A 24,394-nucleotide genomic window follows, 5' to 3' on the forward strand; every position below is an offset into this window, starting at 1 on the left:
CACGCCGGAGGCTACTTGCCGCCGGCCGCGCCCTTGTCGAGCGACGACATCACCGCCTCGGTCATCTGGTCGATGGTGAAGCTGGCCGGCCGCTGGCTGGGCGGGTAGTCCTTGAACGACTGGAGGAACGGCGCCACGCGCGAGGACGCATAACTGATCATGTAGGCGTTCTTCGCGGTCCAGTCGTAGTACTGGTCGGAAACCGTATCGGCGCGCTCATACGGGTCCATGCGCAGGTTGAATGCCTTGGGCACGCGCAGGCAGGTGAACGGGTTGGCCCAGACCTGGAAGCCGCCCGGCTGGCGCTGCTCGCAGAACACGAACTTCCAGTCGTTGTGGCGCATCGCCACCAGCTGGCCGTCATCGTTGAAGTAGAAGAAGTCCTGGCGCGGCCCGGTGTTGGTCTGCCCGGTCAGGTAGGGCAGGAAGTTATAGCCGTCCAGGTGCACCTTGAACGATTTGCCGCCGATGCTGGTGCCCTTGAGCAGGCGCTCCTTGATATCGGTATCGCCGGCCGCGGCCAGCAGCGTCGGGAACCAGTCGAGCCCGGAAATCATCGTGGTGGATACCGTGTTGGGCTTGATGCGGCCCGGCCACCGGATGATCGCCGGCACCCGGAACGCGCCTTCCCAGTTGGTGTCCTTCTCGCTGCGGAACGGCGTGGTCGCGGCATCCGGCCAGCTGAACTGGTTCGGGCCGTTGTCGGTGCTGTAGATCACGATGGTGTTGTCGGCCACCTTCAGGTCATCGAGCGCCTTGAGCAGCTTGCCGACGTGGCCGTCGTGCTCGATCATGCCGTCGGCGTACTCGTTGCCCGGCATGCCGCTCTGCCCGCGCATCGACTCGCGCACGTGGGTGAACACGTGCATGCGCGTGGTGTTCATCCACACGAAGAACGGCTTGTCGGCCTTCACCTGCTTGTCCATGAAGCCGATCGCCGCCGTGGTGGTCTCGTCGTCGATGGTCTCCATGCGCTTGCGGTTGAGCGGCCCGGTATCTTCGACCTTGCCGTCCGCGAACGAGTGAATCACGCCGCGCGGCGCGTTGGCCTTGACCCAGGCCTCGTCGTTCTTCGGATAGTACGGGCGCTCTGGCTCCTCTTCCGCGTTCAGGTGATAGAGGTTGCCGAAGAACTCGTCGAAACCGTGCGCGGTGGGCAGGTATTCGTTGCGGTCGCCCAGGTGGTTCTTGCCGAACTGGCCGGTCGCATAGCCCAGCGGCTTCAGCGCCTGCGCAATGGTCACGTTCTGCGCCTGCAGGCCGACCGGCGCGCCCGGGATGCCGACCTTCAGCAGGCCCGTGCGCAGCCCGACTTCACCGGTGATGAAGGTGGAGCGGCCCGCCGTGCAGCTGTTCTCGCCGTAGTAGTCGGTGAAGAGCATGCCCTCCTGGGCGATGCGGTCGATATTCGGGGTGCGGTAACCCACCACGCCATGGCTGTAGGCGCTGATGTTGGTCTGGCCGATGTCATCGCCAAAGATCACCAGGATGTTCGGCTTCTTGCCGGATGCCGCCGGTGCCGCCAGCGCGGGCGCGGAGGCCGCGGCCACCGGGGCGCTGGTCGCCACCGGCGGATTCTCCCTGGCCGGTGCCGGTGCGGCCGCGGACGGTGCCGGCGTCGCGGCAGGCGCCTGCGCCGCCGGCTGCTGCGCCTTGGGCGGCGTGTCCTTCTTGTCGCAGCCCGTCACCGCGACCACCACGGCGGCCACCGCCAGCATCACCAGCCTGGCACTGCGCCGTCTGACTATGCGTTTCTCAACTTGATCCATGTGCGGCCTCCGTTCGTTGCCCGTTACGGTTGGTTGACTGCCGAGCCCTGATGGTCATGGCTTGCCGGCCGGATAGACCTGCAGCCAGTCCCGCTTCATGCTGACCACTGTCCAGCCCCTGGCGCGCGCCGCGTCGAGGGCCTTGTCGAGCTTGCCCACCTTGGACTGGCGGTCATAGGCGAACTCGCGCTCGGCGTCGTCGTGATGCACCAGCACGGCCAGGCGCGCGCCGTCGCCGCCCGTGGTGTACTCGAGCATCTGCAGGTCGCCGTCGGAATTGCCCACGGCCAGGATGGGCCGGCGGCCGATATGGCGGTAGATGCCGACCGGCTTGCCCGGCCCGTCATCGATGAAATCCAGCTTGGGGTCGCGCACCAGCGCCGGCTTGCCGTCCCGCACCTGGTAGCGCACCGCCTGCGAGGAGCCGATCACCTGTTCGGGCGGGATGCCGTAGACGGCCTGGCTCCACGGCCGCATGAAGTCGATGGTGCCGCCCGAGACGATATAGGTCTTGAAGCCGTTGGCACGCAGGTAGGACAGCAGCTCCAGCTGCGGCTGGTACACCAGTTCGGTGTACGGCCGGTTGAATTTGGGATGCCGGGCTTTTGCCAGCCAGTCGCGGATGGTGCGGTCGTACTCGTCGACGGTCATGCCGCTGTTGGCTTTGGCGACCAGTGCCGCCAGCTGTTTCTCGTTGCGCATCAGGCCCTGCATGTCGTTGGCCATCAGCGCCTTGAAGGCCGGGTTGCTGCGCCACTCCGGGTGCTGCGGCGCCGCGGCGCGGACCTGGTCGAGCAGGAAGAAGAACTGGAAGTACAGCGGCTGCTCGCTCCACAGCGTGCCGTCGTTGTCGAACACCGCCACGCGCGCTTCGGGTGGGACGAAACCGGGCGAACCCGGCCGCGTCACGTCGGCAACGAATTTCAGCAGCGCCTGCCGGGCCGGACCGTCGCGCCACGACGGCAGTGCCGCCCCCGCCGGCTGCACCGCCGGCGCCGCGGCCTCCTGCGCAGCGGGCGCGGTGGCGGGGGTGGAGCAACCGGTCAGCGCCAGGCCGGCCAGCGCCAGCGTCGCGATCACCGCGCGCAGGTGGCCGGCAAGGATTGACGGGGACGCTGCCATGTTCATGTCGTTCGCTCCGGTCGCGTGCTGCCGTGGTTGAGATAAGGTGTTGCGCGCGAGGCTAGCGCGCTGGCGCGCCTGCAGTGCCGGCCATGGCCACCGGTGGCCGCCGCTGCAATTCCGCCCAGCGGCTTTCGTCCATCACCAGGCGGAAGCCGAGGTGCGACATGCTGTTGTAGGGATCGGTCCCGCGCCGTGCGCTGGGGCGGTAGCTCAGGCAGAAATCCTCGTTGCACAGGAACGAGCCACCGCGCGTGACACGCTTGGGCGCGTTGACCGGCACGCCGGGTTCGGACGGGTCCCACGACACCAGCGGCCCCACCGGGTTTTCGATCGGCTGCGCCTTGCCGGCTTCGCGCCGGAACTGGTCGGCGCGGTACCAGTCCGCTACCCACTGCCAGGCATTGCCGGTCATGTCGGCGAGGCCATAGCCGTTGGGCGGGAAGGTGCCGACCGGGCTGGTGCCGAGCGCCCCGCCGGCCTTGGGGCTGACCACGGGAAACGGCTGGTTCTGCTGGCCCTGCCAGACATTGGCCATCTGCTTGCCGCCGGGGGCAAACTGCTCGCCCCAGGCATAGGTCGCCTGCTCCAGCCCGCCGCGCGCGGCAAACTCCCATTCCGCCTCGGTCGGCAGCCGCTTGCCGGCCCACCTGGCGTAGGCCTGCGCGTCTTCATACGACACCTGCACCACCGGGTGGTTGTCCTTGCCCTCGATCGAGCTGCCCGGGCCGGTCGGATGGCGCCAGTCGGCGCCGGGCACATAGCGCCACCAGCGTGAGTAATCCTGCAGCGGCACCGGCCGCGGCGTACCGACGAAGACCATGCCGCCCGCGACCATCGCGCTGTCGGGCGGGCGCGGCGTGCCGGGCGGCAGCTGCACGCGCAGCGTCTCCCAGTCGGGCGCGCGCTCGGCCGTGGTGACGTAACCGGTGGCTTCGACAAACTTGCGGAATTCAGCGTTGGTGACGTGGTGCTGGTCCATCCAGAACGCATGCACGCGCACCTTGTGCGCCGGCTTTTCATTGGGCTGCGCCATCTTGCTGTCGCTGCCCATCAGGAACTCGCCGCCCGGCACGCGCACCATGCCGGCCGGTCCGTGCTTGCCGTCGCCGACGACAATGGCCGGCGCCGCCGCGGTACGGCCCTTCAGATACCAGTAGCTGCCGCCCAGGCCGGCGGCCAGTCCGACACCGAGCAGGGCCAGCAGCCACGCCAGTTTTCGGCTGCGCCATCCGGGCGCCCGTGCCGCTGAGCCGGAACGCCCCGCGGCTGCGGCGGGATTGCCGCCTTCACGTTGTCCGCTCATTCCATTGTCTCTGTATGCAAAAGCCGCACTGATTGAGCGCAAACAATGATGTCAGATGGGTACGGCAATCAGAAGTCAGCTTTTTATGATTTCCGCCGGCAGTGAATTAAGTTTTTTTCGCACGCACGGCCGCCTCAGCGCCAGGCGCTGCCCACCTGGATATAGAACGCGTTCTGGCCCTTGCTGTGGGCCACATCCAGGCCGATCGAAACGCCCAGCTTGCGCGCGATCATGTAGCGAAAGCCCGCGCCGACGCTGTAGATCGTGGAAGCGTCGGAAAAATCGTGCCAGCGTCCATAAGCCTTGCCGACCCCGGTGAAGCCCAGCAGCGACCAGCGCGGGGTCACGTCCCAGCGCACTTCCATTTCCGCCGCGAGCGCATTGCGGTCCTGGTAGCGCCCCTTCTGCACGCCGCGCAGGTCGACGTACGGCTGCGCATAGAACGGCACGTCGCCGCCGGAAAAGCGCGTATCGGCGCGCAGGCCCAGGATCACGGTGCGCGCCAGCGGCAGCCAGGTAAAGCCGCGCGCGTTGACCATGTCGAACGACTGGGTACTGCCAAAGGCGCCGCGCGCGAACTGCGCCTCCAGTTCGGCATAGCTGCCGCGGCTGGGGTAGAAGATGTTGTCGCGCGAGTCGTAGTCGACCACCAGCCCGGCCTTGCCGACGCGCTGGGTCCGGTTGAAGCTGCCGAGCTCGCCGGCATCGCCAAACTTAAAGGTCGCGGTGGAATCGAAGTAGACGTAGCGCGGCCCCACGTACCAGCGGGTGTCGGCGATGCGTACCAGCAATTGCTGCACCAGGAACACCCCGCGCAGCTCATAAGAACGCGGCTGGTTGCGCAAGCCGTAGTAATCGAGGTTGGCATCGACCTTGGCCAGGGCGCCGAGATAGCGGTAGCGGTCGCCGTCCCAGGTGTGGAAATGCGCAACGCCGGCGCCCCAGGTGCCATTCTCGGTATAGGCGCCGCCGATGCCGGTGATATTGGGCGGTGCCGGGCCCTTGCCGCTGGCCCGGGCGCTGGCGGCGGCGTCGGCCATCGATTGCGAGAAGAACATCAGCCCCAGTCCCGCGCCGTAGCCGACCGCCGGTTCCGTGATGATGGTGGGGACCGGCAGCGCGCCCTTGTGATTGAGCAGGAAGTCGCTCATGTCCAGCGCGCCGTCTTCCGGATCGAAGAACGACAGCGGCTGCTTGCCTGCGCCGGTCTCGGCCTGGCCGCATGCGGCGCCGCACCAGATCACAGCCAGTGTGCCAATCAGCGCGGCCAGGCTTTTGGTGGTGTCGGGACGGGTCATCGGCGCAGGCTCAAGGCTTCAGTTCGATGCAAGTCTCTGCATGCGGCGCCATCGGCCCGGCGCTCGATCAGGGACCGGCTGGCGCGCAGAGTCCGCTGCAACCATCACAGCGGAAACTGGATATTCAAACCCATGAACACCTGGAATTTCGGCACGCCATTGCCATCATGGCTGACCGTCCATTGCGGTTCCGCAAACAGGTTGTAGGTTTCCTTGCCGATTTTCCAGATCTTGCCCGCGCCGATACCGATCGGGATGTAATAGTTGCCGCGCTTGAGGTCGAAATTCCAGGTCGCGCTGCTGCGCAGGTACCAGCCTTGCGGCAGGTTATAGATGACAAAGGGCTGGGCGCTGAGGTTGTCCTGCGTGGGCCGGTCACCCTCGCCGGCAAAGGAGTGCTGCCAGGTCACCAGCCCGCCGAGCAGCCCCCACTTCTGCGGCGCGATGCCCACGCCTGCCAGGCCCGCCTGCCACTTGCCCGTCCCGGTCTGGTCGCGCGACGCGGTGGGAATGGTCAGTTGCGGCCCGATGCCCCATTCCATGCCGAGGCCCTTCACCAGCACCAGGTTGAACAGGTTGAGGTCGCCCAGCCCGGTCTTGCTGCCATCGGGCGCGAGATTGGGCGTGGTCACGACCGGCAGCGTGAAGCGCAGGATCTGCGGCAGCCCGAACAGCTTGTGCGGCACGGTGCCGCGCAGCAGCACGCTGTTGCCGTCCTCGTCGCCGAGCCCGTAATAGCGCCCCACATACTGGTCCTGCAGGTTCAGGGTAATGGTCGGGCTCAGCGGATTGTTCGACGCATTCATGTCGTCTGTCGACGGCCCTGCCGCAAGCGCAAGTGCCGGCAACATGGTTGCCGCGCAGCCGGCCGCCAGCGCTGATTTCTGCATGAACAAAATCATTGCCCCCCCGCCGTTTCCGAATAAATTCATTACCATCGCCATTCGAATATGGCGGTTGCATCATGGCAGAGCGGCTTTACCCTTGTGAAGTAAATGTTTGCGATGCCGTAATGAAAATTTTTTCGAGCCGGCGTGCGCCTGTAACAGAGGGGGTTTGCTGCTAGTATGCAAGCTCGGAAATACAGGCGGTCGGGGTGCTGCTTCACCGCGACATTTCATTGCGGCAGCCACAGGCACCGTGCCCCCGGCCCGGGCTGCACTCCATGCTCATGCCTATGCCAACGACCCTCGTCCTCCGGCTTGCCATGGCCGCCCCCCTGATGCTGGCCTGTGCCGGCGCCCACGCCACCGAAGGCGCGCTCGGACGTCCGGTCACCGGCACCAGCGTGGTCGCCAATGCGGGGATCGTGTCGCCGGAGCCTGCGCTGATCGTCAACGTCGGCGAAATCTACCTCGACGGCTCGATCGGCGGGAGCCGGACCGTGCCCGTCGCAGGCAAGGCCTCGGCCGGCATCGAAGGCAAGGTCGCCTTCACGCTGGCGACGGTGATGAAAGTGTGGGACACCGACACCGGCGCCTGGAACTTTGCCTCCAGCTTTACGCTGCCCTATGTCTGGACCAGGGTCACGGCAAACGTCAGCGTCGGCGGCCGCGGCGCCAGCACGCAGGACACCGCCTCGAACCTGTTCGACATCACCTTCGCGCCGATCATCGCCGGCTACCATTTTTCCAAGACCGAACACGTGGCGCTGAGCCTCAACGTATGGGCGCCGACCGGCAAGTACGACCCCAACGCGCTGGCCAATCCCAGCCTGAACAACTGGACCCTCATTCCGCAGGTGGCCTACACCAGGTTGTTCCCGGAACACGGGCTCGAGTTCGACGCGGTCGCCGGCATCCAGTTCTACACCCGCAACCACGCCACCAATTACCAGAACGCGCCGCTGTTCACGCTCGACACGATGCTGCTCAAGCGCTTTGCCAACGGCGCCGGCCTGGGCCTGATCGCCGGCACCACGCAGCAGCTGGGTGACGACAGCGGCCCGCTGGCGGACCGCCTGAACGGCTTCCGCGGCCACGACTGGGCGGTGGGCCCGATCGTCACCTACGACACCAAGGTCGGCGCCAGGAGCCTGCTGTCGCTGGGCCTGCGCTGGGTGCCGTCGGTGGCGAGCAAGAACCGGCTGAAGAGCACCAACACCTTCATGGGCACGGCGACGCTGGTGTTCTGAAGGCATCACGCATCAAACTGAGATACCCACGAGCCAGCGTCCGCGTTGATCAAACGCAAGCTCCAATTCCTTTCCTGCCTGCAAACTGGCGCCCATGACGACGTTGCCCTCTTCTTCCCCCGCTTCCCCCGCTTCCACCGCCTCCCCCGATGCCTCCGACGCCAGCCAGCCCACCTCCGCCGTGCCGCCGCGGCGCCGGGCGCTGGTGCCGCGCGGGCGCTTCGCCTTTGTCACCGGCATCCTGAGCTGGACCCTGCTGATCGCCAGCACGCTGTTCTGGTGCGCGCTGCTGTTTCCGCTGGCGCTGCTGAAGCTGGCGCTGCCGTTCGCCGCGGCCATGCGGCGCATCGACCCGCTGCTCAACGGCATCGCCACCGCCTGGATCTCCGGCAACACCGGCTGGTTCGCGTGGATCCAGCGCGAGCCCTGGGACATCCGCGGCAACGACGGGCTGCGCTATGCCGACTGGTACCTGGTGAACTGCAACCACCAGTCGTGGGCCGATATCTTCGTGCTGCAGCGTGCGCTGAACCGGCGCATCCCGCTGCTGAAGTTCTTCCTGAAGCAGCAGCTGATCTATGTGCCGGTGATCGGCCTGGCCTGGTGGGCACTGGATTTTCCGTTCATGAAGCGCCACGGCAAGGCCGAGCTGCGGCGCAATCCGGCCTTGCGGCGCCAGGACCAGGAAACCGCCCGGCGCGCCTGCGCAAAGTTTTCGCTGGTGCCGACCAGCGTGATGGTGTTTGCCGAAGGCACGCGCTTTACCGAGGCCAAGCGCGCCGCGCAGGCTTCGCCCTACCGCCACCTGCTCAAGCCCAAGGCCGGCGGCCTGGCGGTGGCGCTGAACGCAATGGGCAACAAGTTCCGCTCGCTGATCGATGTCACCATCGTCTACCCCGAAGGCGCGCCGGGCTTCTGGGACCTGGCCTGCGGACGCGCCGGCCCGGTGCTGGTGCGCATGCGCCAGCTGCCGGTGCCGCCGTCCTTCTGCGACGCCGACTATGGCAGCGACAAGGCCTTCCGCACCGAATTCCACCACTGGCTGGCGCGCCAGTGGGAGGCCAAGGACGCGGAGATCGAGGCGCTGACGCCGCCGCGCCAGCGCTGACCCGCTGACCCGGCGCTAGCCGGGCAGCCGCTCGATGGCGCGCTTGCCCTGCGCCACCGCCGCCGTCAGCGATGGGCTGCCGGCGTTGTCGCTGTTGGCGATGCTGATGTTGCCGACGCCGGCCAGGCCGGGCCACGCCGCGTCCGGCGCGACGTTCTCGCCGGCCAGGCTGTCGGGCATGTAGCTGTAGCCGTGCGCCCAGCGGTTGACGGTGATGCCGCGGATCACGTCTTTCGAGGCAAAGCCCTGGTGCCCCAGCATGCGGTCGAGCTGCGCGCGGATGTCGCGCTCCATCGCATCGAACGGCGTGCCCAGCAGCAAGGCGCGGCCGGCGCGGAAGCGGTCGCGCGCGGGCATGCCGCTGTCGGGCACGGCCGGCACATAGAGCATGTGCAGCACCGCCGGGTCGGACGGCTCCCTGCCCGCGGGCGGCTCCAGCCAGAGATCGGTGTAGGCCATCGCCGGCGCATGGATGCGGCGCGTGCCCAGCGCGGCAAACGCCTGCCAGTGGTCCAGCGCCACCTTGGTGTAGACCAGCGGCGCCTTGGCCTCGTTGTGCAGGATCGTCTTCTGCTGCGCCGGCAGCGACGGCAGCAGGTACGGAATCATCATGTTGTAGCCGGCCAGCACCACGTGGCGTGCCTCGAGCCGATGCAGGTTGCCGCTGAAGCCATAGGTGACGCGCGTGATCGGGCCGTCGGGCTCGACCGCGATCGCGGTGCTGTTCAGGCGCAGGCGTACCGGCTCTCCTTCGCGATCCAGGCGGCCGTAGTCGAACGCGGCCGACACCACCTGCGCCGGCGCGGCCACGCGCGCCACGCCCGGGATCAGGCTCTGCACCAGCAGCCGCGCCAGCGAGGCATTGCCATCGGCAAACCACAAGCGCGAACCGGGCGACTTGCCCAGCCGCGCATTGCCCCCCGGCACCGGCACGTTGGCGCCGGCGGGCAGGCCGATGGCGATGGCGTCGGCCACCGAGATGCCGTCGGCATCGAGCGCGTAGGCATCGAGACTGCGGCTGCGCAGGAAGCGCTGCCCGGCCAGGCCGAGGCCGGCCTTGTCGCGCAGGAAGGCGGCGTAGCGCATGGTGCGCAGCGCCGCGCTGCGTTCGGCGCCCGACAGCGCCGGCAGGTAGTCGGTGGTGCCCGCGGCCAGCCGCGCCAGCGCGGCGCGGTCCGCCGCGGGCAACGGCGCGCTGTCCAGGAAGCGCGACAAGGCCGCCGTATCCGGGCCGCCCGCGCGCGCGCCGCTGCGCGCATCGATCGCTTCGCCGAACGGGTCGCCCGCGACCCATTGGTCGCGCCCGAAGTGCTCGGCATCGAAAAACACCGCGCGGCCCATGCCGAGCGCGGCATACGGATCGGCGGTGGCGGCGGCGGGCGGATGCGCGGCATCGAGCCCGAGCCCGGCCAGCAGCTCGCGCACCGCGGCGTCGCCGGCCGCGCTGGCCGGCATCTCGGCGCTGCCGCCATAGGTCACCAGCCGCTTGCCGCGCACCGTGAACTCGTTGCGCTTGGCATGGCCGCCGAAATCGTCGTGGTTGTCGAGGATCAGGATGCGGCGCCTGGCGCCGAAGCGGCGGCGGTAGAACCACGCCGCCGCCAGGCCGCTGAGGCCGCCGCCGACCACCACCAGGTCATAGGCCTCGCGCGCCAGCACCGCGGGATACTTCGCGCCTTCGCGCGCCAGGCTGTGGGCCAGCGTGTAGGTGCCGGCGTGGTTGCCGCGCAGCCCGGTCAGCGCCGGCGGATAGGAAGCAGACGGCGCGCCCGCGCGTGGCTGCGCGTGCAGCAGCTGCGCCGGCGCCAGTCCCGCGGCAATGGCCAGCGCGGTGCCATTGAGGAAGTCTCTTCGGGTGATCGTCATCGGCGGCTCATGGTTCGGCGTCGGCTTTGCGCTGCGCGGCCAGCGCCTGGCGCCGCGCAGCCACCTCGGCCTCGGGCACCGGCGCGGCCCGGTTGCCCCAGCTGCGGCGGATAAAGGTCAGCACGTTGGCCAGTTCCTGGTCGTCCAGGGTCCAGCCATAGCCGGGCATGTGGTAGTCCGACGGCGCGGTGCCCACCCGCGCGGTCACGGCGCCGTCGAGCAGCAGGTTGACCAGCGATGCGGGATCCGGATCGGCCACGGTCGGGTTGCCGGCCAGCGGCGGAAAGACCCGGGCGAAGCCCTTGCCGTCGGCGCCGTGGCACGGCATGCAGAACACCGCGTACTGGCGAGCGCCGGGCAGGTCGAAGCGGCCCTGCCGCAGCTGCTGCGCGCTGGCGGGGTCGTGCCGGAACGGCTGGTCTTCGCCGCGCGCGCCTGGCAGCGACTTGAGGTAAGCGGCAACCGCGTCGAGGTCGGCCGCGCTCATGTACTGGGTGGCGGTGGAGACCACCGTGGACATCGGGCCGAACGAAGTCGCGTGCGCATTGCGCCCGGTACGCAGGAACTCGGCGATGTCCGCGCGCGACCAGGCGCCCAGCCCGGTGAGCTGGTCGCCGGTCAGGTTGGTGGCGGACCACCCCTCCACGCTGGCGCCGGACAGGAAATGCCGGCTGCGCTCGTCCAGGCCCTTCTCGGCGAACAGCGTGCCGCGCGGCGTATGGCAGGCGCCGCAGTGCGCCACCGCCTGCACCAGGTAGGCGCCGCGGTTCCACGCCGCGTCGCGCGCCGGGTCGGTGCGGACCGGGTCGTCATCGAGAAACAGCGCATTCCACACCGCCAGCAGGCCGCGCATGCCGAACGGCCAGCGCATCTGCGGCGCGCGATTGCGCTGCGCCACCGGCGCCACCTCGGCGCGCAGGTAGGCGTACAGGGCCGCCACGTCGTCGCCCCTCATGCGTGCATAAGAGGGGTACGGCATGGCCGGATACAGGAGCTTGCCGTCGCGCGCCACGCCGTGACGCAGGGCGCGATCGAACTCGGCCAGCGTGTAGGCGCCGATGCCGGTGCCGGCATCCGGCGTGATATTGGTCGAATACAGCGTGCCGACCGCGGTGCGGATCGGCAGCCCGCCGGCAAAGGGCTTGCCGCCTGCGCTGGTGTGGCAGGCGGCGCAGTTGGCGATGCGGGCCAGGTAGCGGCCGCGCTCGACCTGCTGCGCGTCGCCGGCGGCCTGCGCCAGGCCCGCGGGCAGCAGCAGCGCCAGCGCCAGGCCGGCCAGCTTGCGCAACACGCGGGACACAGCGAGGCCGGGCCAGTGAAAAGGAAAGCGCATGAGTGCAGTCAGGTCATGCCGCCGACACGGCCCAGTTGGCCACCAGCACCAGGCAGGCCACCAGTCCGGCGGCAACGGCCACGCCGGTCACGATCAGCGGCACCGGGCGCAGGTTGTCCAGGTCGCGCTGGTGCTCCCGGCCCTGGCGCAGGCCAAAGAAGCCCCACAGCACGGTCCGCAACAGCCTCAACGGGTTCATGGCATCTCCTGGCACAACGCCGGCGTGGACGAGACGCCGATTATGGTCCGCCCCACCTATCCATACCAGCATCAGATAACCGGAAAAACTACGTATCAGTTGGGCGCGCCCGGGCGATAATCCGGCATCGCCGCCCACGCCCCGCCCCCACGATGAAACGGTACGAAGCCCTGGCCGAAACCCTCGCCGCCGATATCCGCAACGGCAGCCTGCCGCCGGGCACGCGCCTGCCGTCGATCCGCAAGACCGTGGCGCAGTACGGCGTCAGCCCGTCGACCGCGTTCCAGGCCTATTACCGGCTCGAAGAGCGCGGGCTGGTGCGGGCGCGCGAGCGCTCCGGCTACTACGTGGCCGGGCCGGCGCGGCGCGAGCTGCCGCAGCCGCAGGCGCGCCCGTCGCGGCAGGTGTCGACGCAGGTGGACATCTCCAAGCTGGTGTTCGCCGTGCTCGAAGGCGCGCGCGACCGCGAGCTGGTGCAGTTCGGCTCGGCCTTTCCGTCGCCCGAGCTGTTCCCGTGGGAGCGGCTGCGCAAGTCGCTGGCGCGTGCCGGCCGCGCACTCGACCCGTGGTACTCGGTCAACGACCTGCCGCCCGGCAATGCCGCGCTGCGCCGCCAGATCGCGCTGCGCTACCTCGGCGCAGGCGCGCCGCAGCCGGCCGACGACCTGGTCGTCACCAACGGCGCGCTCGAGGCGCTGAACCTGTGCCTGATGGCGGTGACGCAGCCGGGCGACGTGGTCGCGATCGAATCGCCCGGCTTCTATGCCTCGCTGCAGGCGCTGGAGCGGCTGCGGCTCAAGGCCGTCGAGATCCCGGTCGACCCGGCCGAAGGCATCGACCTGGGCGCGCTCGACGCGGCGCTGTCGCGCCACCCGGTCAAGGCGTGCTGGTTCATGACGCAGTTCCAGAATCCGCTCGGCGCCAGCATGTCGGAGGACAAGAAGAAGGCGCTGGTGGCCTTGCTGGCGCGCCACCAGGTGCCGCTGATCGAGGACGACGTCTATGGCGAGCTTTACTTCGGCAACCGCTGCCCGCTGCCGGCCAAGGCCTTCGATACGCAGGGGCTGGTGATGCATTGCAGTTCGTTTTCAAAGACGCTGGCGCCGGGCTTCCGCATCGGCTGGGTCGCGCCGGGCCGCTTTGGCGAGGCGATCCAGCGGCTCAAGCTGATGACCACGCTGTCGGCCGGCGTGCCGGCGCAGGTGGCGCTGGCCGAGTACCTGCAGCATGGCGGCTACGACAAGCACCTGCGCAAGCTGCGCCATGTGCTGGAGATGCAGCAGGGCCGCATGATCGACGCGATCGGCCAGCACTTCCCGGAACCGGTGCGGGTGTCGCGGCCGGAGGGCGGGTATTTCCTGTGGGTGGAGTTTGCGGCCGGCTTCGATGCCCTGGCCTTGCACCAGGCCGCGCTGGAAGCGGGCATCGGCATCGCGCCGGGACCGATTTTTTCGGCGCGGCAGGGGTATCGCAACTGCATCCGGCTGAACTACGGCCACCTGTGGAACGACGAGGCCGAGGCCGCGGTGGCCACGCTGGGACGGCTGATCGCGCAGCAGCCAGCCGGCTAGCGCGCGCCGCGATGGCGGCGCAGCGCCCACTCCAGCGCCTCGAACGCGGCCTGCACCGCCAGCGCCAGCACCGCCGCCGGAATCGCGCCGGCGAGCAGCAGCGTGGTGTCGTTCAGCGCCAGCCCGGTGGCAATGCGCTCGCCGAAACCGCCCGCCCCGACGAACGCCGCGATCGTGGCCGTGCCCACGCTGATGATGGCCGCGGTCTTGACGCCGGCCAGCAGCACCGGCAGCGCCAGCGGCAGCTCCACGTAGCGCAGGACCTGGCCGCCGCGCAACCCGAGCGCGCGGGCCGCGTCGCGCATGCCTGTTGGCACCTGCTCCAGTCCGGTGGTGGTGTTGCGCACGATCGGCAGCAACGCATACAGGAACAGTGCCACCAGCGCGGGCCACACGCCGATGCGGCCCAGCAGCGGGATCAGCATCGCCAGCAGCGCCAGCGACGGCACGGTCTGCAGCACGCTGACGGCACCCAGCACCACCTGGCCGGTACGCCGGCGGCGCGCGGCCAGGATGCCCAGCGGCACGCCGGCCAGCGTGGCCGCACCGACCGCGCCGGCCACCAGGCCGACATGGCGCCGCGCCAGCCGATTGGTATCGGGCCCAAGCAGCGCGCCCAGCAGGCCGCGGCCGCCGGTGCCTGCCGCAGCGGCCCTGGATGCCGGCGCTGCGGCGGTTTCGGTGCCGGGGTCCGGGCCATGGGCCAGGAACTCTCGCGCGACGAGATCGAACGGCTTGCGGTCAATCTCCGCCGCGGCGTTCATCGCCACCATGTCCGCCGCGCTGATGCGGCCCGACAAGCGCTGCAGCGCCTGCCACGCCCGCGGGAAGCGCTGCGGCACGTCCAGCCGGTACACCACCACCGCGTCATAGCGCGGGAAATAGCGGCGGTCATCCTCGAGCACGCGCAGCCGGTACTTGAGGATCTTGGCGTCGGTCGAATAAATGTCGATGGCATCCACCTGCCCCGCTGCCAGCGCCTCATAGGCAACGCCGTGGTCCAGCCCGACCGGCTGCTGCGGCAGGCGATAGCGGCTGGCAAGGCCGGGCCAGCCGTCTGCCCGGCCGAGGAATTCATGCGACAGCCCCAGCCGCAGCCGCGGCTGCGCGGCCAGGTCGCTGAGCCGGCGCAGGTGGAGCGGGCGGGTATCGGAGACGGCCAGTGCGTAGGTGTTTTCGAAGCCGAGCGGGATCGTGGCGCCCAGTCCCAGCGGGGCCAGTGCCCGCTGGATCGCCTCCAGGCCAGCGCCAGGCGGCAGCTTCAGGATCTCGGCGGCGAGCGTGCCGGTGTACTCGGGATAGAGGTCGATGCTGCCGGCCTTGAGTGCCTCGAACACGATCGCGGTATTGCCCAGCCCTTGCTGGTGCTGCGCGGTGCCCGGCGGGCCGGCGGCCTGCGTCAGCAGTTCGCCAAGGATGTAGGACTCGGTAAAGCGCTTGGAGCCGACGCGCAGCGGGTCGGCGGCCTGCGCGGGCTCCGCGACCACAAGTGCCGTTGCAAGCACCCAAAGTGCCGCGCGCCACAGCGTGGGCCGTTCATTGTTCTGCCAATTGCCAGGGAACCAGGCAAACACATCCGTCCTTTTGGTGCCGTCCTTGGGGTGGGCCGGTGTGCATCCGGCATCTCGACATCATAGCTTCGGCATAGCCTTATCCCTAAATAGTATTTGCCATTTGCATGATGGACACGTCAGAATCCAGATCACACATACATCGCCAACGTCTGCCACCCCATGGAAATCCGGCAACTGGAAGCCTTCGCCGCAGTCGTCACCACCGGTAGCGTCACCGCCGCCGGGCGGCTGCTCGGGCGCTCGCAGCCGGCCATCACGCGGCTGATCCAGGAACTGGAGGCGGAACTCGGCTTTGCGCTGTTCACCCGCAGCGGCCCGCGGGTCAGCCCGACCGAGCAGGGTTTCCTGCTCTATGACGAGGTCGAGCAGACGCTGGCGGGCATGCAGCAGATCCGCACGCGCGCCGCGGCGCTGGCGCGCGGCGATGGCCGGCCGCTGCGCATTGCCGCCACCCCGGCGCTGGCCGCGGGCCTGCTGCCGCCGGCGCTGGCGCTGGCCTTCGCGCGCGGGCTGTGCGCGCCGGAGCGCGTGGCGGTGCAGAGCCAGTCGCCGGAACAGGTGGTGCACGCGGTGCTGACCGGCGCCGCCGACATCGGCCTGAACAGCCTGCCGCTGGAACACCGCGGCGTGACCGTGCACTGGATCGGCCAGTCCGCCTGCGTGGCGGCGCTGCGTGCCGACGACCCGCTCGCGGCGCGGCCCGCCATCGCGCTGCAGGACTGCCGCGGCCGCCGCCTGATCACCATGCACAACCCCTACCGGCTGCGCCGCCGCGTCGACCGCGCGCTGGCCGGCGCCGGCGTGCCGGCGGCAGGCGTGATCGACACCAATACCTCGATCAGCGCCCTGACCCTGGTGCGCGCCGGGTTGGGCATCGCGCTGCTGGAGCCGGTGACCGCGCGCGGGCTGCCGCTGACCGATATCGCGGTGCGGCCCATCGATGCCGATATTCCCTTCTTTTTCGGGGTGATCACGCCGCAGGCACGCCCTGCCAGCGCCGCCGTGCAGGGGCTGGTGCAGGCGGTGGCCGACGCCGCTGCCGCGCTGCTGCCCGACCTGGTGCGGCGCGAGCCGGCGGAGCACGGCGCGCTGCTGCAATCGCTCTATGGTGACGCTGGCGGCCCGGATGATGCCGGCGATGCCACGGACCGCCCAACCCAAGATTCCGGACTGACAAGCCATGACTGACCCCACCGTTGCGACCGCTTCCCCGCCCCCGGGCCTGGCCGCCCTCGAAGCCCGGCTGCGCCAGGACCTGTCCTGGCTGGAGCTGCCCGCCAAGGCCTGGACCATGCCGCGCTTAGTCGACGGGCACGAGGTGCTGGACGTCGCCGTGATCGGCGGCGGCATGGCGGGCCTGGCGGCGAGCGCCACGCTGACCCACCTCGGTATTCGTGTGCGCGCCTTCGATCGCGCGCCGGCGGGCTATGAGGGCCCGTGGGCCACCACCGCGCGCATGGAGACGCTGCGCTCGCCCAAGCAGCTGACCGGCCCCGCGCTGGGCCTGCCGGCCCTGACCTTCCGCGCCTGGTTCGAGGCGCAGTTCGGCGAGGCCGCCTGGCAGGCGCTGGACAAGATCCCGCGCCTGCAATGGATGGACTACCTGCGCTGGTACCGCCAGGTGCTGGCGCTCGATATCCGCAACCAGCATGAGGTCGAGCGGATCGTGCCGCGTGCCGACGGGCTGGTGGCGCTGTCGATGCGGACGCCCGCCGGCCCGCACACGGTGCTGGCGCGCCGCGTGGTGCTGGCCACCGGCCGCGACGGCCTCGGCGGCGCCTACGTGCCGCCGGTGGCGGCCGCGCTGCCGCTCCACCTGTGGGCGCATTCGTCGGATGAGATGGATTACGCCGCGCTGCGCGGCAAGCGCGTGGGCGTGGTCGGGGCCGGCGCCTCGGCCATGGACAGCGCCGCGACCGCGCTGGAGGCCGGGGCCGCCAGCGTCGAGATGCTGATCCGGCGTGCCGATATCCCGCGCGTCAACAAGAGCAAGGGCGCCGGCAACCCGGGCCTGACCTTCGGCCACTACGGCCTGCCCGACGCGTGGAAATGGCGCCTGCGCCATTACATCAACAGCCAGCAGGTGCCGCCGCCGCGCGGCAGCACGCTGCGCGTGTCGCGCCATGCCAACGCGTATTTCAACCTGGGCGCCGCGCTGGAAGCGATCGAGGCACAGGGCGACGTGCTGCGGGTGCGCACGCCGCAGGGCGAGTTCGAACTGGACTTCCTGATCTTCTCCACGGGCTTCCGCATCGCGCTGGAAACGCGCCCGGAGTTCGCTACCTTCGCCCCGCATATCCGCTTCTGGCGCGACCGCCATGCGCCGCCCGCGGGCCAGGAAGACCGCGAGCTGTCCGATTCGCCCGATCTCGGCGAAGCCTTCGAATTCCAGGAGAAGACGCCCGGCGCCTGCCCCGGCCTGACGCGCATCCACTGCTTCTGCTATCCGGCGGCACTGTCGCACGGCACCGTCTCCGGCGACATCCCGGCGATCAGCGACGGCGCGCGCCGGCTGGGCCAGGGCATTGCCGCGCGGCTGTACCAGGAAGACATCGAGCTGCACTACGCCGCGCTGCAGGCCTATGCCGAGCCCGAAGTCTTCGGCGACGAATGGGTGCCGGCATTGCCGCCGGCGCTGCGCACCGCCGAAGCTTGAATCCACCCCGACCCAACTCACGCAAGATCCCACCAGAGCCTCCGATGACCCAGCCCCCGACTTCCCCGGTCGACCTGATCGACCAGCTCACCGGCCTCGCGCCGGGCAGCGCCACCCACGCCCTGCGGCACCAGCGCGACAAGGTCGTGGCCGCCACCCAGGGCAGCTACGACGCGCTGTTCGACCCTGACCTGCCCGGCCTGTCGCTGGCCGAACGGCTGCTGGTGGCGCTGTACGCCGCCCGGCTGACGCCGTCGCCGGCGCTGGCCGCGCACTACCGGGGCCGGCTCGAACAGCTCGGCATCGATGCCGGCCAGCTCCGCGCCGCGGCCGAGGGCACGCCCGCGGACATCGCCGAGCCGCGCCTGCGCGCCATGCTGGAATTCACCCGCAAGCTGATCGAGAAACCGGTCGAGGGCGACCGGGCCGCGCTGCTGGCGCTGCCCGCCGCCGGCCTGAGCACCCCGGCGGTGGTCACGCTGGCGCAGCTGGTCGCGTTCCTCTCCTACCAGGTGCGGCTGGTGGCCGGACTGGACGCACTGAAAGCCTTGAACGACAACGGAGCCCTGGCATGAGCGAAATCATCAAGTCCCACGGCTTCACCAACGAAGTGCTCGACTGGAAGGCATGGCTGGACGTGGTCGACCTCGACCAGGCCACGCCCGAGCAGATCGCCGTGCTCGAGGAAAGCCACCCCAAGGCCAAGGTGCAGGACTACTACCGCTTCCTGGTCCACCAGCCCGAGATCCTGCGCCAGCGCTCGACCGCCTTCAACGCCATCATGTACGCCCCCGGCGGCATGCCGCGCGCCGAACGCGAGCTGTCGACCACGGTCGTGTCCCGGATCAACGGCTGCGTGTATTGCGCATCGGTGCATGCGCAGCGCTTCGAGCAGCTGGCCAAGCGCAACGACGTGATCCGCCAGGTCTTCGACGATCCCTACAGCGCCGGCACCACCGCGCGCGAACGCGCCATCGCCAAATTCTCGGCGGAACTGACCGAGCGGCCGGCCGAAGTCACCGCCGCACAGCTCGAGCCGCTGCGCGAGGCCGGTTTGAGCGATGCGGAGATCCTGGACCTGATCCACTCGATCGCAATCTTTGCGTGGGCGAACCGGTTGATGCTGAATCTCGGGGAGCCGGTGTTTCCGGATCAGGCCGGGGGCTGAGGGGGGCAATGTTTGCTCCCCTGTCCCGCTTGCTGTATAGACCGGGGACATAGGTAACAGGTGTGCCAGGACATGGGTAACACTTTTCCCGCTTAGTCAGCGGGAGGACAACGTTGCCCTGGAGCCAAAACACCGTGAAGCAGCAAAGAGAAGAGTTCGTCCGCCTGGCACGCCAGGCGGACGCCAATATTGCGGAGCTTTGCCGCCGCTTCTGCATCAGTCGCAAGACCGGTTACAAGTGGTTGAACCGAGAGGATCTGGACGACCGAACTCGGCGGCCACATAGCTCTCCCGGCCGAACTCCAGCTGCCGTCGAAGAGGGCGTGCTAGCGATCCGAGCCGAACATTCGGCCTGGGGCGCCCGCAAGATCGCACGCGTACTGGAGCGTGACCACTGCGTCCAAATCGCCCCGAGCACAGTCAATTGGGTGCTGCGCCGCCATGGCTTGATCGATCCGGCCGCCAGCTCGGCCGCTACAGCCTGGCAGCGCTTCGAGCACGACCGGCCCAATGCACTATGGCAAATTGACTTTAAAGGCCACTTCGCTACCGACACGCAGCGGTGCCACCCACTCACGGTCTTGGACGATCACTCCCGGTTCAATGTGCTGCTCAGGGCCTTGGGCAACGAACAGTTTGAATCCGTACAGGAAGCGTTAGAGAAGGCTTTTGCGCGCTATGGGCTGCCCGAGCGCATCAATGCAGACAACGGCCCGCCCTGGGGTTCTCCAGTGCCCCGTGCACTTACCACGTTGGGTGCTTGGCTGATCCGCCTGGGGGTGCGGCTCAGTCATAGCCGACCTCGCCATCCGCAGACCAACGGTAAGGACGAGCGCTTCCATCGAACCATGCAGGCAGAGCTGTTGGCCAACCAGCGCTTCCGGGATCTGGACGATGCGCAGCATCACTTCAGCCATTGGCGCCACGTGTACAACTTCAAGCGCCCACACCACGCCCTGGATATGGAGACACCCGCAAGCCGCTATGCGCCTAGTCCACGGACGATGCCGCGCGAGCTCCCGCCTATCGAGTACGGCAGCGATGACATCGTGCGAAAGGTAGGCGACGGCGGGCGCATCTGCTTCCGAGGAAAGACGTTCCGGGTCGGACGAGCCTTGGTCGGAACGCCCGTAGCGCTGCGCCCTCGCGTGGATTTGGACGGCACCTTTGATGTCTACTTCTGCCATCAGAAGGTGGCCACAATAGACCTACAGGAGGCCAATTAAACTGGAGACTGGACTGTTACCCATGTCCTGGCACATGTGTTACCCATGTCCCCGGTCCATACAGCTTGCGGGAGAGGGGCCGGGGGAGAGGGCCGGCGTGTGCAATAGCGACAGCCTTCACTTCGTTGAGGCTCCCGCCCTCTCCCCAACCCTCTCCCGCAAGCGGGAGAGGGAGCACGCAATCGAGAATTGGAAAGTTCGAAGCAATGATGCTGTCGCCGGTTGCTCTCCCGCGAGCGGGAGACAGAAGCTTATTTGCCAGCGCCGTCGTAATGCACCGCCAGCCACACCGTCGGCTGCGCTTCGTCGGTCCATGCCACGCGATGCCGGCATTGCGCGGGCAAGTGCAGCCAGTCGCCGGGCCGCATCACATGCCGGCCTGCCTTACCCTCGATCTCCAGCGCGGCACTGCCGCTGACCAGCAGCACCCACTCGGCTTGCGCGCTGTCATACCAGAACCCTTCCGGACTGGCCTGCCCGTTGGAGACGATGCGCTCGATCTTGAGGCCGGGCCGCGCCAGCAGCGGCTCGAACACTTCCTGCGCCAGGTTCACCGGCACGTCGGCCAGCAAGCTGCCATGATCGAGCGCCATCACTGCCCCCCGAAGGTAACGTTGCGTCAATCCGCCGGCCCGGGCGCCAGCACGTCGCGCGCGCCGTTGCGGCCCATCGGCGATACCAAACCGGCCGCTTCCATCTGCTCGATCAGCCGCGCCGCGCGGTTGTAGCCGATGCGCAGCTGCCGCTGCACCGCCGAGATCGACGCGCGGCGGCTGGTCAGCACGAAGCTGGCGGCTTCGTCGTAGAGCGGGTCGGCCTCGCCGTCGCCGCCGCCGTCGCCGAACAGGTCGGCGCCGCTAGCCTCGGCCGGGTCGCCGGCGAGGATGGCTTCATCGTAGTCCGGCTCGCCGAACTGCTTCCAGTGCTCGACCACGCGGTGCACCTCGTCGTCGGCGACAAAGGCGCCATGCACGCGTTGCGGATAGCCGGTGCCCGGCGGCAGGAACAGCATGTCGCCCTGGCCGAGCAGGCTCTCGGCGCCCATCTGGTCAAGGATGGTGCGCGAATCGATCTTGGACGAGACCTGGAACGCCACGCGCGTGGGGATATTGGCCTTGATCAGGCCCGTGATCACGTCGACCGAGGGGCGCTGCGTGGCCAGGATCAGGTGGATGCCGGCGGCACGCGCCTTCTGCGCCAGGCGCGCGATCAGTTCCTCGATCTTCTTGCCGGCGACCATCATCAGGTCGGCCAGCTCGTCGATCACCACCACGATCATCGGCAGGCGCGACAGCGGCTCGGGCGCGTCCGGCGTCAGCGAGAACGGGTTGGGCACCTTGTGCCCGGCGGCGTCGGCGGCGCGGATCTTCTGGTTGTAGCCGGCCAGGTTGCGCACGCCCAGCGCCGACATCAGCCGGTAGCGCTTTTCCATTTCGCCGACGCACCAGTTGAGCGCGTGCGCGGCCTGCTTCATGTCGGTGACCACCGGCGCCAGCAGGTGCGGAATGCCCTCGTAGACCGACAGCTCCAGCATCTTGGGGTCGATCATGATCAGGCGCACGTCTTCCGGCGTGGCCTTGTACAGCATCGACAGGATCATGGCATTGACCGCCACCGACTTGCCCGAGCCGGTGGTGCCAGCCACCAGCAGGTGCGGCGCGCGCGCCAGGTCGGTCACCACCGGATGGCCGGTGATGTCCTTGCCCATCGCCAGCACCAGCCGCGAATGGTGCGCCTGGAACGAGGCGGCATTGACGATTTCGGACAGCCGGATCATCTGCCGGCGCGCGTTGGGCAGCTCCAGCCCCATGCAGGTCTTGCCGGGAATGGTCTCGACCACGCGGATCGAGGTCACGCCGAGCGCGCGCGCCAGGTCCTTCATCAGCCCCACCACCTGCGCGCCGCGCACGCCCATGGCGGGCTCGACCTCGAAGCGGGTGATCACCGGGCCCGCGCCGGCGCCGACCACGGCGACCGGCACCTTGAATTCGGCCAGCCGCTGGGCGATCAGGTCGCCGGTTTCGCGCAGGCGTTCTTCCGACACCTGCTCGGCGCTGTCGACCTCGCGCTCCAGCAACTCCGCCGGCGGCAGGCGGTAGTCGACCGCCGGGCGCGGCGGAGGTGGCGCCACCGGTGCGGGCGCCGGTGCAGGCGCCGCGGCTGCAGCGGGCGGCGTCGCGGCCGCCAGCGGCACGGTGCGCCCGACCACGGCGGGCAGCACGATGCGGGGCTTGGCGGGCAGTGGCGGCGGCAGGCTGGCTGCTTCGGCTTCCGCAGGTGCCTGGGGTTCGGTGGCTGCGGCAGATTCGAAGGGCGCGGCTGCTTCCACTGCATCGGTCGCGGCGGCTACCTCGGCCGAGCCGATGGCCGGCAACGCCTCCGGCTCGACCGCTTCGCTGACCAGGTCGTTGGCATCCATCAGGGCGCTTTCGGTGCCGGCGTCTTCGGCCGGGACCAGCGCCACGTCGTCGGGCTCGGGCTCGCTGCCCTCCTCCATCGCGGAACTTGCCACGGCGTGGGCTACCGCGTCGGCGTCGTGATCAGGCGCGCTTGCTTCGCGTTCCTGGGCGGTCTCGCTCGTGCTTTCCGGCACCTCGGCCAACAGCGTTTCGGCTTCCCCTTCGATGGAGGCTTCCGCGACGTCAGCCGGCGGCTGTGTCGCAACCGGGCCGGGCTCTGCAGCGTCCGCCTCGATGGCTGGATCCGTAGCCGCTTCGGGCATGGCCACCGGCAAGGGGTCCGATGCCGGGTCAGCCGACTGCCATGTCGCGGCCTTGCCCGCCAGCGCCTGCAATTCGGCGAGCAGGTCGAGCGCTTCCTGCCGGAGCGCGGCCAGCGATGGGGCATCGCCATCCAGCGCGAGGGGTTCGGCCGGGGCGGCGGCAACAGCGTCGTCGACCGGAACGGAAGGCGTGGCCGGCGCAGCCAGCACGGTTTCCTGCTCCGGCTCAGGCGCCGGCTCAGGCGCAGCGACGGGCTGCGCCGGTGCAATGGCATCCTGAGCGGCACTGGCCGCCGCCTGCGCGGCGACAGCGATCTCGGCCGTGGCAGTGGCAGTGGCAGTGGCAGCGGCAGCGGCGGCAGGGGCCGGCACCGCGGATGCGGCGGCGGGCTTCGCGGACGCTTCCGGCAGCGTCGTGATCGCCGAACGCACCAGCGGCTGCGGCTGGCGGAACGGGCTGCTGACCACGGTGCCGCGCAACGGCTGTGCCGGCCGCGGCGCGGGGGCCGGTGCGGGCGCCGGTGTGGGGGTGCTGGCGGCCGGCTTGCGTGCCGCCGGCTGGGCGGGACGCGTTGCCGGCGCAGCGGCAGCCGGCGCTGGCTGCGGGGCACGCACCGGCCTGGCCGCGCCCGGCGCGTCGGCATGATGCAGCCAGATTTCGCCGGGCTGCGGCGGCGATTCACGGGTGCGGCGCGGCGGCTGCCAGGCGGGCTGGCGGCGCGCTGAGACGGCTTCAAAACTGCGATGGCGCGGCGCGGGCGCGCTCCAGCCGGCGTTGCCAGCGGCCGGCGCGTCGCGGCGCTCGGCCTCGCGCAGCGGCTGGGTCGCGGCAAAGGACACCGGCGCCTCGTCCGGCGCCGCGGCGGGCGTGGCGGCACGGCGCGGCTTGCGCGCGAACAGGCTGCGCCAGGTTTCGCCGAACACCATCGGCGCGGCCAGTGCCAGCACGCCCAGCATCAGCAGCAAGGCGCCGGTCCAGCCGAACAGGTTGCCGAAGCTGCCGGCCAGCGCGCGGCCGGCGGCGCCGCCGGCGCTCGAGTCGGGATCGTCCCCGCTGGTCAGCGCTTCCAGGCAGGCGCTGGCGCACAGCACCGCCAGCGTGCCCAGCCACACGCGCAGCGAGCCGGGACCGGCCAGGCGCCGCTCGCCGGCCAGCCAGCGCGTCACCAGCCGCCACAGCAGCGGTACTATCCAGAAGGTCGAAAACCCGAACCAGCCCAAACCCATTATCGACATGCCATCTTCAAAACACCGGGCAGCGATTGTAGCGGTTATGGCAGTCAGCGATTGAATCGGAAAGCGCAAATATTCGTAACGCCACGCGTTTTGCGCGCCATGGTGC

Annotated in this window: 19 protein-coding genes; 8 read left to right on the forward strand and 11 right to left on the reverse strand. The window is 69.3% G+C overall.

Features of this window, described 5'->3' with window-relative positions; all coding sequences use genetic code 11:
- Positions 1-11: 11 nt before the first annotated feature.
- The 5 genes from LIN44_RS10320 to LIN44_RS10340 all read right to left on the reverse strand — a co-directional run bounded on the left by LIN44_RS10320 (position 12) and on the right by LIN44_RS10340 (position 6,301).
- Positions 12-1,769, reverse strand: a complete 1,758-nt coding sequence (locus LIN44_RS10320) for an arylsulfatase (RefSeq protein WP_227312002.1) — start codon at positions 1,767-1,769, stop codon at positions 12-14.
- A 54-nt stretch (positions 1,770-1,823) separates the two neighbouring features.
- On the reverse strand, positions 1,824-2,897 hold the full coding sequence (locus tag LIN44_RS10325) for an HAD family phosphatase (RefSeq protein WP_227312003.1): 1,074 nt from the start codon (positions 2,895-2,897) through the stop codon (positions 1,824-1,826).
- Between the two features lie 55 nt (positions 2,898-2,952).
- The gene (locus tag LIN44_RS10330; RefSeq protein WP_227312004.1) at positions 2,953-4,197 is read right to left on the reverse strand and encodes a formylglycine-generating enzyme family protein; all 1,245 of its coding nucleotides are present in this window, start codon (positions 4,195-4,197) and stop codon (positions 2,953-2,955) included.
- A 134-nt stretch (positions 4,198-4,331) separates the two neighbouring features.
- On the reverse strand, positions 4,332-5,495 hold the full coding sequence (locus tag LIN44_RS10335) for a BamA/TamA family outer membrane protein (protein WP_227312005.1): 1,164 nt from the start codon (positions 5,493-5,495) through the stop codon (positions 4,332-4,334).
- Positions 5,496-5,599: 104 nt separating this feature from the next.
- A complete protein-coding gene (locus tag LIN44_RS10340) occupies positions 5,600-6,301 on the reverse strand; it encodes a hypothetical protein (protein WP_227312006.1) in 702 nt (233 codons plus the stop codon).
- Between the two features lie 371 nt (positions 6,302-6,672).
- Here LIN44_RS10340 and LIN44_RS10345 point away from each other — a divergent pair, with 371 nt between their 5' ends.
- Positions 6,673-7,629, forward strand: coding sequence for a transporter (locus tag LIN44_RS10345; RefSeq protein WP_370641557.1), 957 nt, complete (start codon positions 6,673-6,675; stop codon positions 7,627-7,629).
- A gap of 205 nt (positions 7,630-7,834) precedes the next feature.
- Entirely contained in the window at positions 7,835-8,737 is a 903-nt protein-coding gene (locus LIN44_RS10350) for an acyltransferase (RefSeq protein ID WP_370641647.1), read from the forward strand.
- Positions 8,738-8,752: 15 nt separating this feature from the next.
- Here LIN44_RS10350 and LIN44_RS10355 read toward each other — a convergent pair whose 3' ends face one another.
- From LIN44_RS10355 to LIN44_RS10365, 3 genes are read right to left on the reverse strand one after another with little or no spacing between them, the layout of a single operon-like run.
- Complete coding sequence (locus tag LIN44_RS10355) at positions 8,753-10,603, reverse strand: FAD/NAD(P)-binding protein (RefSeq protein WP_227312009.1); 1,851 nt, start codon at positions 10,601-10,603, stop codon at positions 8,753-8,755.
- Between the two features lie 7 nt (positions 10,604-10,610).
- The gene (locus LIN44_RS10360) at positions 10,611-11,936 is read right to left on the reverse strand and encodes a cytochrome c (RefSeq protein WP_227312010.1); all 1,326 of its coding nucleotides are present in this window, start codon (positions 11,934-11,936) and stop codon (positions 10,611-10,613) included.
- Positions 11,937-11,949: 13 nt separating this feature from the next.
- Entirely contained in the window at positions 11,950-12,135 is a 186-nt protein-coding gene (locus LIN44_RS10365; RefSeq protein WP_227312011.1) for a DUF2970 domain-containing protein, read from the reverse strand.
- Between the two features lie 152 nt (positions 12,136-12,287).
- Between LIN44_RS10365 and LIN44_RS10370 the strand changes: the two genes are divergently transcribed.
- Complete coding sequence (locus LIN44_RS10370) at positions 12,288-13,706, forward strand: PLP-dependent aminotransferase family protein (RefSeq protein WP_227312012.1); 1,419 nt, start codon at positions 12,288-12,290, stop codon at positions 13,704-13,706.
- Here LIN44_RS10370 and LIN44_RS10375 read toward each other — a convergent pair.
- Complete coding sequence (locus LIN44_RS10375) at positions 13,703-15,211, reverse strand: glycine betaine ABC transporter substrate-binding protein (RefSeq protein WP_227312013.1); 1,509 nt, start codon at positions 15,209-15,211, stop codon at positions 13,703-13,705. The genes LIN44_RS10370 and LIN44_RS10375 overlap by 4 nt on opposite strands.
- A 228-nt stretch (positions 15,212-15,439) precedes the next feature.
- On the opposite strand from LIN44_RS10375, the gene LIN44_RS10380 reads away from it, so the two are divergent.
- The 5 genes from LIN44_RS10380 (at position 15,440) to LIN44_RS10400 (ending at position 20,330) form a co-directional block, all read left to right on the forward strand.
- On the forward strand, positions 15,440-16,468 hold the full coding sequence (locus tag LIN44_RS10380; RefSeq protein WP_227312014.1) for a LysR family transcriptional regulator: 1,029 nt from the start codon (positions 15,440-15,442) through the stop codon (positions 16,466-16,468).
- Positions 16,461-17,936: an FAD-dependent oxidoreductase gene (locus LIN44_RS10385; RefSeq protein ID WP_227312015.1), complete on the forward strand. Its 1,476-nt coding sequence runs from the start codon at positions 16,461-16,463 to the stop codon at positions 17,934-17,936. The genes LIN44_RS10380 and LIN44_RS10385 overlap by 8 nt, the downstream gene beginning before the upstream one ends.
- 44 nt (positions 17,937-17,980) lie before the next feature.
- Entirely contained in the window at positions 17,981-18,511 is a 531-nt protein-coding gene (locus tag LIN44_RS10390; protein WP_227312016.1) for a CMD domain protein, read from the forward strand.
- Positions 18,508-19,104 (forward strand): peroxidase-related enzyme, encoded by a 597-nt coding sequence (locus LIN44_RS10395; protein WP_227312017.1) that lies wholly within the window; start codon positions 18,508-18,510, stop codon positions 19,102-19,104. The genes LIN44_RS10390 and LIN44_RS10395 overlap by 4 nt, the downstream gene beginning before the upstream one ends.
- 113 nt (positions 19,105-19,217) lie before the next feature.
- A complete protein-coding gene (locus tag LIN44_RS10400) occupies positions 19,218-20,330 on the forward strand; it encodes an IS481 family transposase (RefSeq protein ID WP_227312018.1) in 1,113 nt (370 codons plus the stop codon).
- A 251-nt stretch (positions 20,331-20,581) separates the two neighbouring features.
- On the opposite strand, the gene LIN44_RS10405 is transcribed toward LIN44_RS10400, so the two are convergent.
- Complete coding sequence (locus LIN44_RS10405) at positions 20,582-20,923, reverse strand: cupin domain-containing protein (RefSeq protein ID WP_227312019.1); 342 nt, start codon at positions 20,921-20,923, stop codon at positions 20,582-20,584.
- 26 nt (positions 20,924-20,949) lie between these two features.
- Positions 20,950-24,279 (reverse strand): DNA translocase FtsK, encoded by a 3,330-nt coding sequence (locus LIN44_RS27605; RefSeq protein WP_304524185.1) that lies wholly within the window; start codon positions 24,277-24,279, stop codon positions 20,950-20,952.
- Positions 24,280-24,394 lie beyond the last annotated feature (115 nt).

The organism is Cupriavidus sp. MP-37, from assembly GCF_020618415.1.
Classification (GTDB): Bacteria; Pseudomonadota; Gammaproteobacteria; order Burkholderiales; family Burkholderiaceae; genus Cupriavidus.